Origin of the sequence: Bradyrhizobium sp. 155 (genome assembly GCF_023101105.1) — a bacterium.
GTDB classification, from domain to species: domain Bacteria; phylum Pseudomonadota; class Alphaproteobacteria; order Rhizobiales; family Xanthobacteraceae; genus Bradyrhizobium; species Bradyrhizobium canariense_D.
Genome location: NZ_CP064704.1, coordinates 2,191,531 through 2,204,501 on the forward strand (window position 1 = coordinate 2,191,531; position 12,971 = coordinate 2,204,501).

The window sequence follows — 12,971 nt, forward strand, 5'->3', positions numbered from 1 at the left end:
CGGGAAGGGGGAATCAGGGCAGGGGCAATCGACAAGCCCCGCAATTGTCGCGTCTTTATGTCCGCGGCGGACTCGGATTGTCGCAGGCGGCCCCCGGGCGGCCGCAAGCGGACACCAGGCCTTTTGGCTCGTCACCGGCATCTCGGCGCGCCGGTGGGCTGCGCCGTCGGGCGAAACACCTTGACAGCCCGACCCGCACCGGTGTCAAGCCGCACTGATGAAAATATTCCGCTTTACCGAAATTCGGAAACGGCGTATGTGTTGGCCATCCCGGCTCATCCTTGAGGGGCGATCTTGTGGTCGTCATGTTCGCGAGCCGGGCTTGCGGTGGACGCGGCAGCGTTCGGGTGCGAGAGGTGTGGGCAGGGCGGATTGCTCTCCGTGAGCCCAAGGCTTCGTTCCGACGAGCGGCGCTGCTAGGCTTCGTCTCGTCTGTAAGTTTCCGGCTCGGTCGACAGGGCTGGGAATACTGCGGCGAAATGGCGGGCCGTGCGTACGGCAAAACCGTGTGGTCCTGGCCGTCGTTGCTACGGTCAAGCTCTGGCGAATGCGGCATCTGCGTCAACCGGCGCGGTGCCGGTGACTTTCGTTGGGGCGAGGGAGGCCAAAGAGAACTCGGCTCCCGGGAGAGCACGGCATAAGCCGTCCAACCATCGCGCAGGGAAGGCCGAGTGATTGGCTACACCTGTATGCTGCTGTGCGGTTTTTCTGCGTGTGCTTTTCGCGCAGCGGACCGCGGGTGCCAGCCGGCACCCGGCCTTCCCTGCGCCCTCTTGGACAAGAGGGTGAAGCGACGAAGCAAAGCTCGGGCGAAACACGCCGCGAGGATGCGAAGCTGTGTCTGTAATCGTTCTAGCCGCCGAGTATCCGCTGGCAAGCGTCGACAAACACCTGGGCGCCGGTGACGATGTCGACGTCGGCGGTGTTCTCGGTCCAGTGATGACTGATGCCGCCGATCGACGGTACGAACAGCATGCCCGCGGGCATGATTGTCGCCAGCATCTGCGCGTCGTGGCCGGCGCCGCTGGGCATGCGGATGGACCGTCCGCCGGCCAGGGCCTTGCTCGCGGCTTCGATCGCGTCCTGGATGCCCGCGTTCATCATGGCCGGCGCACCGGTGCGCAGTTTGTCCACGGTGACGGTGCAGGGGCCGTTCGCGCTGACCTCGTCCGCCATGCTCCGCAGCAGTTCTTCCAGCCGTGCGACGACGGAAGGATCGTCGTCGCGGATCTGGAACAGCATTTCGGCCGCACCCGGAATGATGCTCGGTGCGCCCGGATCGAGCGTGATGCGGCCGGTGGTCCAGACCGTGCGCAGGCCGCAGCTCTCGGGGAAACGCTTGTCGATCGCGACGCAGAACTTTGCCAGCGCCAGCCCGGCATCCTTCCGTGCAGCCATGCGGGTCGTGCCGGCGTGATTCTGTTCACCGACGAAATTGATCTGGTATTGCCAGATGCCGACGATGGAGGTGACGACGCCGATCGCAAGGCGACCGCTTTCGAGCGTGTCGCCCTGCTCGATATGGGCTTCCAGATATCCGACGTGCCGGCCCGGCTCGGCGGCGATGCGTGGTCGTCCTGCGAGCCCCATGTCGGCAAGTGCGGCCCGCATGGTGCGGCCGCTGGTGCGGTCGCGTGCGGCATCGATGTCGGTCTCGGTCAATTGGCCGACATAGGAGCGCGAACCGAGAAAGTGTCCAAAGTGTCCTTCCTCGTCGCACCAGGCGGCAACCTCGACCGCGCCTTCGAGCGAGGGATCGGCATTGAGCACGCGGGCCGCTTCGAGCGCGTAGACGACCCCGAGCGGGCCGTCGAGCCAGCCGGCGTAGTTCTGGCTTTCGAGGTGCGATCCCGCGAGCAGCTTGGGTCCCGACTTTGCGCTGGTGCCAAAGACATTGCCGATGCCGTCGATCGCGGCGGAGAGGCCTGCGTCGGGCAGCTTCTGCACCAGCCAATCCAGCGAAAGCTTGTGCGGCTCGGAGAAGGTCGGCTTGTGCACGCCGGTCTTGTACGCGCCAATGGCACGGAGCGCATTGAGATCGGCGAGAACGCGCTCGCCGTTTGCGCGTGAAAAGGTGTTAGGCATGCTCGGCAACCTTCAACGCCTCGGTGCGGATCTCCTCGACCAGCCGTTCCTTCAACTGCACAAATTCGGGCGTGGTCTTGATCTTGTAGGAGCGCGGATGCGGCAGGTCCACATTGATCTCGGCCTTGATGCGGCCGGGACGCGCGCTCATGACGATGACGCGGCTGCCGAGGAAGATCGCTTCCTCGATGTCGTGGGTCACGAACAGCACGGTCTTCTGGTCGCGCTCCCAGATCCCGAGCAGCATTTCCTGCATCAGGGCTCTCGTCTGGTTGTCGAGCGCGCCGAAGGGCTCGTCGAGCAGCAGGATCTTGGGATCATTGGCGAGCGCGCGCGCGATCGCGGTGCGCTGCTGCATGCCGCCGGAGAGCTGCTTTGGCCAATGGTTCTCAAAGCCGGACAAACCGACCTGGCGGATGAAGGCATCGGCGACCTTGTTTCGCTCCACCTCGGGCACGCCGCGCTCGCGAAGGCCGAAGGCGATGTTCTCGCGCACCGTCAGCCAGGGAAACAGCGTGTAGGACTGGAACACCATGCCGCGGTCGGCGCCCGGGCCAGTCACCTCGCGTCCGTCGAGCACCACACGTCCGCCGGTCGGGCGATCGAGGCCGGCGACGATGCGAAGCAGCGTGGACTTGCCGCAGCCGGAAGGGCCGAGGATGGTGACGAAGTCGTTGTTGCCGATCACAAGGTCGGTCGGCTCCAGCGCCCTCGTTGGCGCGTTGCCGTGGCGCGCGGGAAAAGTTCGCGAGACCTGTTCGATCTTGAGGATCGTCATGCGAGCCTCCAGGGAAACAGCCACGCGTTGAACGCCTTGAACAGGAAGTCCGAGACGAGGCCGATCAGCCCGATCACGATGATGCCGAAGATGATCTGGCCGGTGTTGAGCAGCGCCTGGCTGTCGGTGATCATGTGGCCGATGCCGGAGGAGGAGCCGATCAGTTCGGCGACGATGACATAGGTCCAGGCCCAGCCCAGCACCAGCCGCAGGATCTCGGCGATCTCCGGCGCGGAAGAGGGCAACAGCACGCGGCGGATGATGCCGCGGTCGCTGGCTCCCAGCGTATAGGCCGCCTCGACCAGGTCGCGCCGCGTGGTGCCGACGGTCACCGCGATCATCAGGATGATCTGGAACACCGAGCCGATGAAGATGACGAGCAGCTTCTGCAGCTCGCCGATGCCTGCCCACAGGATCAGGAGGGGAATGAAGGCGGAGGCCGGCAAATAGCGCGCAAAGGAAACGAACGGTTCGAGGAAGGCCTCGACCGGCTTGTACGCGCCCATCAGCACGCCGAACGGCACCGCGATGATTGCGGCCAGCACGAAGCCGCCGACGACGCGCCAGATCGTCATGCCGATGTCGAACAGGAAGCCCTGTTTGATGATCAGATCGACGCCTTCCTGCACCATGGTCAGCGGGTTGGCGAGGAACACCTTCGACACATGGCCGCCGAAGGTCGCCCAGGACCAGAGGGCTACGAACACCACGAAGAACGCAAGGCCGTAAGCCACGCGCTGCCTTGACGTCACGGGATCGAGGGGACGCATCAAACTGTCTATCCGGGCGGTGAACAAGTTTGCCGGCCCCGCGGCGAGACTGGGCCGGCGGCTCCTGGGAGATTTACTTGATATAGCTGGCGTCGAAGAGATCCTCGACCTTCGGCGCGGCCTTGATGATCCCGATCTCGAGCAGGAGGTCGGCGGCCTCCTTGTTGAAGGTCAGGAAATCGCCGGCGAAGAATTTCTGGTTCGCGGCCTTGTCCTGCCAGCGCAGATATTTTGCCGAGTTGCCGAACGCCTCGCCGCTCTGCTTCACGTCGGCACCCATGATCTCGTAGGCCTTGGCCTGGTCCTTGGCGATCATGTCGAGGGCCTCGAAATAGCTGTCGGCGAGCGCCTTGGCGGCCTTCGGGTTCTCGGTGAGGAATTTCGGCGTGCAGCCGAACGTGTCCATGACCATCGGATAGTCGAGCGTGGTCGCGATGATCTTGCCCTTGTCGGGGGCGGCACGAACCGTCGACAGATACGGCTCATAGGTCATCGCGGCATCGTTCTGGCCGGAGACAAAGGCCTGTGCCGCCGCCGCCGGCTCGAGGTTCACGACAGTGACGTCCTTCACCGACAAGCCGTTCTTCTTGAGCATCCAGGCCAGCGCGAAATAGGGCGAGGTACCGGGCGCGGAAGCAGCAACCGTCTTGCCCTTCAGATCCTTGATCGCGGCAAGCTCGTTGCGCACGGCCATGCCGTCGGCGCCGTAGCTCTTGTCGAGCTGGAAGATCTGCTTGGTCGCGACGCCGTTGGCGTTCCAGGAGATCCAGGTCTCCACGGTGGTCGCCGCGCACTGGACGTCGCCGGACGCGATCGCGAGATGGCGATCCTTCTGCGGAATCTTCTTGATGGTGACGTCGAGGCCGTTCTTCTTGAAAATGCCGGCTTCCTTCGCCAGCGTCAGCGGCGCGAACCCGGTCCATCCGGAAATGCCGACGCCGACCTTGACGTCGTCGGCGAGCACGGGGGTGGAGACCGCAAGTGCAATGACTGCCGCAAATACTTTCGAACTACGCATGATTGTCGTCCTCTTGCCGATCGATGGATTGACGTCCTGTTGATCTTGGTCGGTCCTCGCGGACCGTTGCCCGAAGCTTTGCACGATTTGTGCCGACATCGTCCTCTCAGCCTCCCTTGAATCGGGCGACAAGGCGGTGAGAGTCACCGGGATAGAGCAGCCGCACGGCGGTGATCGTGCGCGCGCTGCGCCAGGTATAGCGGTCGATCACGAGGCAGGGCGCGCCGACGGCGATGTCGAGCGCTTCGGCCGTGCGATCGTCCGCAACGATAGCGCTGATCGTATGCTCGGCCTCTGTCCATGGCACATGGTGAAGCAGCCACGAGCCGGGCGGCTCACGCGAAAAATCCGCGGCCGCCGCATCCGGCACCGACGCGAGATCGATCAGCCGGTCCTCGACGGCGAACGGCACGTTGTCGGCGCTGTGGCGGCAGGTGATCGCGACGACCTTGCCGGCCTTCTTGACGCCGAGGCGGTCGCGGTCGGCAGCCGTTGCGGCGCGGAGCTTGCGGCCGATCAGCTCGTAGCCGTAAGCGCGCCCGAGCGCGGTGATCTCGGCGCGCATGTCGGCGATCTTGAGCACGGCGGATTGATGTTGCGGGCGTCGCACGAAGGAGCCGGCACGTCGCCGCCGCTCGATCAGGTCGGCTTGCGCGAGCTCCGACAGCGCCTTGTTCACGGTCATGCGCGAGCAGCCGTAACGCGCCACCAGTTCGTGCTCGAACGGGATGCGATGCCCGGGCGGCCACTCGCCGGTCAGAATGCGCTTCTCGATATCGGCGCGGATCCGCTTGTAGAGCGTCGGCTTGTCGCCGGCATCTGTGGCGAGGCTCATGCGACGAGCCTCCGCACCGATGCGTTGAAGTGTTCGCGCGCGGCCTGGCGCAGTCTGTGCCGCCCGCCTTCGACGACCTTGTCGCCGCCGGCCCAGACGCAATCGATCGCGCCGTTGCCCCCAGCGAAGATCCAGCCGTCGATGGCGGCATCGCGCGCGCGCCCCGCCAGCGAGGGATGCGTGATGTCGAGCGTGACGATGTCGGCGCGTGCACCTGGCGTCAGACCGACTGACATCTGGGCTAGTGCCCGCGCACCGCCTGCAAGCGCATGATCGAACAGGGCGCGTCCCGTCGAGCGGCCTGCGCCGGCAGAGAGCACGTTGCGTTCACGGTGCTTGAGCCGTTGGCCATATTCGAGCTGACGCAGCTCGTCGGCGACGCCGACCAGCACATTGGAATCCGTGCCGACGCCAAAGGCACCGCCGGCACCGACGAATTCGCGCGCCGGGAAAATGCCATCACCAAGGCTTGCCTCGGTGATGGGGCAGAGGCCGGCGACCGCACCGGTCCTAGCGAAGGCGCGGACTTCCTCGTCCGTGGTGTGGGTGGCGTGAATGAGGCACCAGCGTTGATCGACGGGTGCGTGCTCCAGCAACCATTGCACCGGACGTCGTCCGGACCACGCCAGGCAATCCTCGACTTCCTTCACCTGCTCGGCGGCATGAATGTGCACCGGGCCGCCCTCCGCGAGTGGAATGATCGGTGCAAGCTCGGCCGGCGTCACCGCGCGCAAACTGTGCGGCGCGATGCCGATATTCGCGCCCGGCAGTCGTTCAATCGCCTTGCGCGAGGCAGCCATCAGTGCGGAAAATTGATCAACCGTACAGATGAAGCGGCGCTGGCCGGCATGCGGTGCTGCGCCCCCAAATGAGCCATGCGCATAAAAACTCGGCAGCAGCGTCAGCGCAATACCCGAAGCTTCGGCGGCCTGCGCGATGCGTGCGGCCATTTCGCCGATGTCGGCGTAGGGCGAGCCGTCGCGATCATGATGCAGATAATGGAATTCGCCGACGCGGGTAAAACCCTGCTCCAACATCTCGACATAAAGCAGTGTCGCGACCGCTGCGACGTCGTCAGGCGTCATCGCCAGCGCGAAGCGGTACATCGTCTCGCGCCAGGTCCAGAAGGTGTCGGTGCTATCGCCGCGCAGTTCCGCGAGACCCGCCATGCCGCGCTGGAAAGCGTGGCTGTGCAGGCTCGCAAGTCCCGGAAACGCGATGTCGTGGCGTTCATCGCCGGAGACCGGCGCCATGCCCGGCGTCACCTCGGCGATCGCGCCGGCGGTGATCACCACCTGCACGTCATTGGCCCAGCCCGAGGGCAGGAGCGCGGAGGCGAAATGCAGTCGTGTCATGTTTCCATGCCGGCTGGACAGAACCGCGACACGATTATATGTCTAGACATATAAGTCAAGCATCCCACGCGAAGGGACAGTTGCATGGCAGAACGCTTCGACCGGATCTGGCATAACGCCCGGCTCGCCACGATGCGGGCCGATGGTCCCGATCTCGGTGAGATCGAGCACGGCGTGATCGCCGCGCGCGGCGGCCGTATCGCTTATGCGGGTTCGCAGACCGATTTTCCGGCGAGCGCCGATGCAGCCGACCGGATCGATTGCGGAGGGCGCTGGATCACGCCCGGTCTCGTCGACTGTCACACCCATCTGGTCTATGGCGGTAACCGCGCCCATGAGTTCGAGCTGCGCCTGAAGGGCGCGAGCTACGAAGAGATCGCGCGCGCCGGCGGCGGTATCGTCTCGACAGTGGCCGCGACGCGCAAGGCAAGCGAGGCCGAGCTCGTAGCACACGCGCTGCCGCGGCTCGATGCGCTGATTGCCGAGGGTGCCACCACGGTCGAGATCAAGTCCGGCTACGGCTTGGACACCGAGACCGAGATGCGGCAGCTGGCCGCCGCGCGAAGCCTGGGCCGTCAGCGGCCGGTCGCGATCCGCACGTCGTTTCTCGGCGCGCATGCGCTGCCGCCAGAGGCCGATGGCGACAAGGATCGCTACATCGATCTCGTCTGCAGGGAGATGTTGCCGGCGGTCGCGAAGGCGGGCCTCGCCGATGCCGTCGATGCCTTCATGGAGGGGATCGCATTTTCCGGCGAGCAGACGGGGCGGGTGTTCGAGACGGCGAGGCGGCTCGGACTTCCGGTTAAGCTGCATGCTGACCAGCTCTCGAACCTCGGCGGGGCTGCGCTCGCCGCAAAATTCTCGGCGCTCTCGGCCGATCACCTCGAGCACACCGACGAAGCCGGTGCAGCGGCGATAGCGAAGGCCGGAACGGTGGCCGTGCTTCTGCCCGGCGCCTTCTACTTCATCCGCGAGACGCAAAAACCGCCGGTCGAGGCGTTCCGCAAGCACGGCGTTGCCATGGCGCTCGCGACCGACTGCAATCCGGGCAGCTCGCCGCTGACCTCGCTGCTGCTCGCCATGAACATGGGCGCGACGCTGTTCCGGATGAATGTGGCCGAGTGCCTTGTGGGTGTCACCCGCGAAGGCGCGCGAGCGCTCGGCGTGCTCAATGATACCGGCACGTTAGAGGCCGGCAAATGGTGCGACCTTGCGATCTGGGACATCGATCGCCCCGCCGAGCTGGTGTACCGTATCGGCTTCAATCCGCTTCACCGCCGGGTGTGGAGGGGACAGTGATGGAGGAGAGCACAGCGATCGTCGTCAAGCCGGGAACGGTTAGCCTCGACGATCTCGCGCGCGTGCTCGAAGGCGCATCTGTCGTTCTCGATCCCTCGTTCTGGCCGCGCGTCGACGCGGCCGCGGGGATCGTTGCAAGGGCTGCGCGAGCCGACGTCCCCGTGTACGGGATCAACACCGGCTTCGGGAAGCTGGCGTCGAAGCGGATTCCACCTGACCAGACCGCGCTGCTCCAGCGCAATCTCATCGTCTCGCATTGCTGCGGCGTCGGTGCGGCGACGCCCGAGCCGATTGTCCGGCTGATGATGGCGCTGAAGATCATCTCGCTCGGGCGCGGTGCTTCCGGCGTGCGCCGCGAGGTGATCGAGCAGCTGCAGGCCATGCTGGCGCGGCGCGTCTCACCGCTGGTGCCGCAGCAGGGTTCGGTCGGTGCTTCTGGCGATCTCGCGCCGCTCGCGCATATGACCGCTGTGATGATCGGCGAAGGACAGGCGTTCGTCGACGGCAAGAGCGTATCAGGCAGCGACGCGCTCGCCGCAGCCGGCCTACCGCCACTGACGCTCAGTCCCAAGGAAGGGCTCGCGCTGATCAACGGCACGCAATTCTCCACTGCCTACGCCGTCTCCGGCGTGCTGCGCGCATTTCGCCTGGCCCGCGCCGCGCTCGTCACCGGCGCGCTGTCGGTCGATGCCGCGATGGCTTCGACGGCGCCGTTCCGCCCCGAAATCCAGGCGCTGCGCGGCCATTCGGGACAGATCGCGGCCGCGGCAACCTTGATGGCGCTGCTCGACGGCAGCGACATCCGCCTGTCGCATCTCGAAGGCGACGAGCGCGTGCAGGACCCCTATTGCCTGCGCTGCCAGCCGCAGGTCGCAGGCGCGGCGCTCGACCTGATCCTGCAGGCGGCGCGGACGCTGATTATCGAGGCCAATGCCGTCACCGATAATCCGCTTGTCCTGGTCGAGACCGGCGAGATCGTCTCCGGCGGCAACTTCCATGCCGAACCGGTGGCTTTTGCCGCGGATACCATCGCGCTGGCGCTGTCGGAAATCGGTGCGATCAGCGAGCGGCGCATCGCGACGCTGGTCGATCCCGCGCTCAATTTCGGCCTGCCGCCGTTCCTCACTCCCGATCCCGGTATCAATTCCGGCTTCATGATCGCCGAGGTGACGGCGGCCGCACTCTATGCCGAGAACAAGCAGCGCGCGGCCGTGTGCTCGATCGATTCGACGCCGACCAGCGCCAACCAGGAAGACCATGTCTCGATGGCCGCGCATGCTGCACGGCGCCTGTCTGACATGGCGGACAATCTCGCCACCATCCTGGGCATTGAGCTGCTGGTCGCCGCCCAAGGCATCACGCTGCGCGCGCCGCATGCGACCAGCGCGCCGCTCGCCGCCGTCATCGCCGCACTGCGCGAGCAGGTGCCGCAGCTCGGCGCCGACCGCTACATGGCCGGCGATCTCGCCAGGGCTGCAGCGCTGGTCGAAGCCGACGCGCTGCCGGCTGCGGCGCTCGCCGTACTGTCAACTGACCCGTTTCCGACACTTGCCTGACGAGGTGTTCCGCATGAACCGCCGACTGGACAACGACCGCACCATCCGCGCGCCCCGCGGCAGCGAAATCAGCGCCAAGAGCTGGTTGACCGAAGCTCCCTTGCGCATGCTCATGAACAATCTCGATCCCGACGTTGCAGAACGTCCGAGCGAGCTCGTCGTCTATGGCGGCATCGGCCGCGCCGCGCGCGACTGGGAGAGCTTTGACCGGATCGTTGCTTCGCTGCGCGAGCTCGAGGACGACCAGACGCTGCTGGTCCAGTCCGGCAAGCCGGTTGGCGTGTTCCGCACTCATGCCGACGCGCCGCGCGTCCTGATCGCGAATTCCAACATCGTGCCGCACTGGGCGACGCTCGATCATTTCAACGAGCTCGATCGCAAGGGCCTGATGATGTACGGCCAGATGACGGCGGGTTCCTGGATCTATATCGGCAGCCAGGGCATCGTGCAGGGCACCTACGAAACCTTCGTTGAAGTTGGCCGCCGCCACTATGGCGGCAGCCTCGCCGGCAAATGGATTCTGACGGCCGGTCTCGGCGGCATGGGCGGCGCGCAGCCGCTGGCTGCGACCATGGCCGGGGCCTCGATGCTGGCGGTCGAATGCCAGCCGAGCCGCATCGAGATGCGTCTGCGCACCGGGTATCTCGATCGCCAGGCCGCAACGCTGGACGAGGCGCTTGCGATCATGGCCGACGCAGCGAAGACGAAGAAGGCGGTCTCGGTCGGCCTGCTCGGCAATGCCGCGGAGATTTTTCCCGAGCTGGTCCGCCGTGGCGTCAGGCCCGACATCGTCACCGATCAGACCAGCGCGCACGATCCGATCAACGGCTATTTGCCGAAGGGCTGGACGCTCGCCGAGTGGGAAGCCAAGCGCGCTGCCGACCCCAAGGCCGTGGAGCGCGCCTCGAAGACCTCGATGGTTGAGCACGTCCAGGCCATGCTGGATTTCCATGCACTGGGCATTCCGACCCTCGACTATGGCAACAATATTCGCCAGATGGCGCAGGACATGGGCCTGAAGAATGCCTTCGATTTTCCCGGCTTCGTTCCCGCCTATATCCGTCCCTTGTTCTGCCGCGGCGTCGGGCCGTTCCGCTGGGCCGCGCTGTCGGGCGATCCCGAGGACATCTTCAAGACCGACGCCAAGGTCAAGGAGCTGATGCCTGACGACAAGCATCTGCACAATTGGCTCGACATGGCCAGGGAGCGCATCAAGTTCCAGGGCCTGCCGGCGCGGATCTGCTGGGTCGGGCTCGGCGATCGCGATCGCCTGGGCCTTGCCTTCAATGAGATGGTGGCGCGCGGCGAATTGAAGGCACCCATCGTGATTGGCCGCGATCATCTCGACAGCGGTTCAGTGGCGAGCCCCAACCGCGAAACCGAAGCGATGAAGGACGGGTCGGACGCTGTGTCCGACTGGCCCTTGCTCAACGCCCTGCTCAATTGCGCCAGCGGCGCGACCTGGGTGTCGCTGCATCACGGTGGCGGCGTCGGCATCGGCTATTCCCAGCATGCCGGCATGGTGATCGTCGCCGACGGTACGCCGGAAGCGGCGAAGCGGATCGCGCGCGTGCTCTGGAACGACCCTGCCAGCGGCGTCATGCGCCACGCCGACGCGGGCTACGACACCGCGATCGACTGCGCCCGCGACAAAGGGCTCGACCTGCCGAGCCTGCGCTAGGCGCGACTTAGGCCACGACCCTGGCTTCGGCGCTGCCGAGGCGCTGGCGTTCCTTTGCGAGATACTCGTCGATCGCGTCGCCGTGCATGGGCTTTGCGAAGTAGTAGCCCTGGATGAAGTCGCATCCCAGCCGGCCTGGAGTAACCGTGCCTGCCCGTTTTGAGCATGGCGGCCATAGCCGCAACGCGGCCGGCTGAGGTTTGACCGCGCACAGTCGGCTCGTCATACTTTGCGCCAAGGCGAGCCAGAAAGACTCGTCGGTATCGGGAGCTGAAATGACCAAATCATTCTCCGTCCTTGCGGGGACGCTGATTTCCGTCGTCTCCTTCACTTCGATTGCCTTCTCGCAGCCGGCCTGCGTCACCCAGAACATGGCCGTGCCGCCTGGGGCCAACACCACCGACAAGGCGGGCCCGTTCTTCATTGATACGACGGGTCTTGACTTCAAGACGGCGCCTCCGACGCGCGATCCATCCAATCCCAATTATCCACGCGCCACAGAGCTTCCTGACGGAACGCTGCCGCCACCGGGTGCCGAGGGCAATTTCATCATCGGTCCCACCCACAATCCTGCGCCGGAGACGATCGCGAAGGAGGGCGTGCCGCGTGGGACGACAAAGTCCTTCACGCTGTCGTCGAAGGAGAGCACCATCTACAATCCTGGCCTGATCCGCGATGACGCCGCCGGCTGCACCAATTCCTCGATCATGACGACCGTCACGGCGCCGGACGACAAGTCGCACATGATCGTCACCACCAGCCATCCCGGCGTCTGGTCGCGCACCATCGACGTCTATGTGCCGGCGCAATATGTGCGCGGCAGCGAGGCGCCGTTCATCGTGGTCGGCGACGGCGGCTCCAACGCCTGCAAGGACCTCGCCGTCACGCTCGACAATCTGATCGCGCAGCGCCGCGTGCCGCCGATGATCGCGATTCAGATCGGCAATGGCGGGCAGGACGCGCAGGGCAGTCAGCGTGGCCGCGAATATGACGCGGTGTCAGGTGCCTACGCGCAGTTCGTCGAGCGTGAAGTGCTGCCGCTGGTCGAAAAGAACGCCGATGTCAAGCTGACCAGAAATCCCGATGGGCGTGCGACCATGGGGCTGAGTTCGAGCGGTGTGGCCGCCTTCACCATGGCGTGGTTCTATCCGGATCTCTATCACCGCGTGCTGGCGTTCTCGCCGACCATGGTCAACCAGCAATGGCCGCACGACCCGTCGCTGCGCGGCGGTGCCTGGGAGTATCACAGCGCATGGACGGGGCCAGCCACACCCCATCTCATCTCCAAGGCGGGCGTGCTCACGCCGGCCGAGCCGCCCGGCCTGCCGCTGATCGTCGCCGCGCCGACCAAGCCGATCCGGTTCTGGTTCTTCGGCGGCGACCAGGACCTGTTCTATCCGAACCCCACCATTCCCGATGGCATGCACGACTGGACCCTCTCCAACGCGCTGATGGCCAAGGTGCTCGCGGAGAAGGGCTACCACTATCAGTTTCTGTTCGTCCGCAACGCCAAGCACGTCGACCGTCCCACGATCGCGCAGACGCTGCCGTCGGCGCTGGAGTGGGTCTGGAAGGGCTATCCTATCCCCTGAGC

11 protein-coding genes are annotated in these 12,971 nt (G+C 65.5%); 4 read left to right on the forward strand and 7 right to left on the reverse strand.

Translation table 11 applies throughout. The annotated features are described in order from the left end of the window. Window positions 1-852: 852 nt before the first annotated feature. The 6 genes from IVA93_RS10590 to IVA93_RS10615 all read right to left on the reverse strand — a co-directional run bounded on the left by IVA93_RS10590 (window position 853) and on the right by IVA93_RS10615 (window position 6,841). Window positions 853-2,085: a Zn-dependent hydrolase gene (locus IVA93_RS10590; RefSeq protein WP_018460331.1), complete on the reverse strand. Its 1,233-nt coding sequence runs from the start codon at window positions 2,083-2,085 to the stop codon at window positions 853-855. Further along, a complete protein-coding gene (locus IVA93_RS10595) occupies window positions 2,078-2,863 on the reverse strand; it encodes an ABC transporter ATP-binding protein (RefSeq protein ID WP_018460330.1) in 786 nt (261 codons plus the stop codon). The genes IVA93_RS10590 and IVA93_RS10595 overlap by 8 nt, the downstream gene beginning before the upstream one ends. Continuing rightward, entirely contained in the window at window positions 2,860-3,633 is a 774-nt protein-coding gene (locus IVA93_RS10600; protein WP_007601313.1) for an ABC transporter permease, read from the reverse strand. Before IVA93_RS10600 ends, IVA93_RS10595 begins: the two co-directional genes overlap by 4 nt. Window positions 3,634-3,706: 73 nt before the next feature. After that, entirely contained in the window at window positions 3,707-4,651 is a 945-nt protein-coding gene (locus IVA93_RS10605; protein WP_026234003.1) for an ABC transporter substrate-binding protein, read from the reverse strand. A 106-nt stretch (window positions 4,652-4,757) separates the two neighbouring features. Further along, window positions 4,758-5,486: a histidine utilization transcriptional repressor HutC gene (hutC, locus tag IVA93_RS10610; protein WP_018460328.1), complete on the reverse strand. Its 729-nt coding sequence runs from the start codon at window positions 5,484-5,486 to the stop codon at window positions 4,758-4,760. After that, complete coding sequence (locus IVA93_RS10615; protein WP_018460327.1) at window positions 5,483-6,841, reverse strand: formimidoylglutamate deiminase; 1,359 nt, start codon at window positions 6,839-6,841, stop codon at window positions 5,483-5,485. The genes hutC and IVA93_RS10615 overlap by 4 nt, the downstream gene beginning before the upstream one ends. Before the next feature lie 84 nt (window positions 6,842-6,925). Here IVA93_RS10615 and hutI point away from each other — a divergent pair, with 84 nt between their 5' ends. Genes hutI through hutU form a run of 3 tightly spaced genes read left to right on the forward strand, consistent with a single transcriptional unit; the run spans window position 6,926 to window position 11,377 of the window. Beyond that, the gene (gene hutI, locus IVA93_RS10620) at window positions 6,926-8,140 is read left to right on the forward strand and encodes an imidazolonepropionase (RefSeq protein ID WP_018460326.1); all 1,215 of its coding nucleotides are present in this window, start codon (window positions 6,926-6,928) and stop codon (window positions 8,138-8,140) included. Beyond that, entirely contained in the window at window positions 8,140-9,696 is a 1,557-nt protein-coding gene (gene hutH / locus IVA93_RS10625) for a histidine ammonia-lyase (RefSeq protein ID WP_018460325.1), read from the forward strand. Before hutI ends, hutH begins: the two co-directional genes overlap by 1 nt. Before the next feature lie 13 nt (window positions 9,697-9,709). Then, window positions 9,710-11,377 carry a urocanate hydratase gene (gene hutU, locus IVA93_RS10630; protein WP_026234001.1) on the forward strand — a complete coding sequence of 556 codons (1,668 nt, stop codon included), beginning with the start codon at window positions 9,710-9,712 and terminating at the stop codon, window positions 11,375-11,377. A gap of 7 nt (window positions 11,378-11,384) precedes the next feature. Here the strand turns inward: hutU and IVA93_RS10635 are convergent, their stop codons facing one another. Further along, the gene (locus tag IVA93_RS10635) at window positions 11,385-11,660 is read right to left on the reverse strand and encodes a hypothetical protein (protein WP_083926599.1); all 276 of its coding nucleotides are present in this window, start codon (window positions 11,658-11,660) and stop codon (window positions 11,385-11,387) included. On the opposite strand from IVA93_RS10635, the gene IVA93_RS10640 reads away from it, so the two are divergent. Beyond that, window positions 11,653-12,969, forward strand: coding sequence for an alpha/beta hydrolase (locus tag IVA93_RS10640; protein WP_247789764.1), 1,317 nt, complete (start codon window positions 11,653-11,655; stop codon window positions 12,967-12,969). The two genes, IVA93_RS10635 and IVA93_RS10640, sit on opposite strands and share 8 nt — an antisense overlap. The last annotated feature ends 2 nt before the right edge of the window (window positions 12,970-12,971 follow it).

What these genes read in the sequence shown, in the direction of transcription:
- IVA93_RS10590 (WP_018460331.1), bottom strand. Translation starts at nt 2,085, where the DNA reads ATGCCTAACACCTTTTCACGCGCAAACGGCGAGCGCGTTCTCGCCGAT.
- IVA93_RS10595 (WP_018460330.1), bottom strand. Translation starts at nt 2,863, where the DNA reads ATGACGATCCTCAAGATCGAACAGGTCTCGCGAACTTTTCCCGCGCGC.
- IVA93_RS10600 (WP_007601313.1), bottom strand. Translation starts at nt 3,633, where the DNA reads ATGCGTCCCCTCGATCCCGTGACGTCAAGGCAGCGCGTGGCTTACGGC.
- IVA93_RS10605 (WP_026234003.1), bottom strand. Translation starts at nt 4,651, where the DNA reads ATGCGTAGTTCGAAAGTATTTGCGGCAGTCATTGCACTTGCGGTCTCC.
- hutC (WP_018460328.1), bottom strand. Translation starts at nt 5,486, where the DNA reads ATGAGCCTCGCCACAGATGCCGGCGACAAGCCGACGCTCTACAAGCGG.
- IVA93_RS10615 (WP_018460327.1), bottom strand. Translation starts at nt 6,841, where the DNA reads ATGACACGACTGCATTTCGCCTCCGCGCTCCTGCCCTCGGGCTGGGCC.
- hutI (WP_018460326.1), top strand. Translation starts at nt 6,926, where the DNA reads ATGGCAGAACGCTTCGACCGGATCTGGCATAACGCCCGGCTCGCCACG.
- hutH (WP_018460325.1), top strand. Translation starts at nt 8,140, where the DNA reads ATGGAGGAGAGCACAGCGATCGTCGTCAAGCCGGGAACGGTTAGCCTC.
- hutU (WP_026234001.1), top strand. Translation starts at nt 9,710, where the DNA reads ATGAACCGCCGACTGGACAACGACCGCACCATCCGCGCGCCCCGCGGC.
- IVA93_RS10640 (WP_247789764.1), top strand. Translation starts at nt 11,653, where the DNA reads ATGACCAAATCATTCTCCGTCCTTGCGGGGACGCTGATTTCCGTCGTC.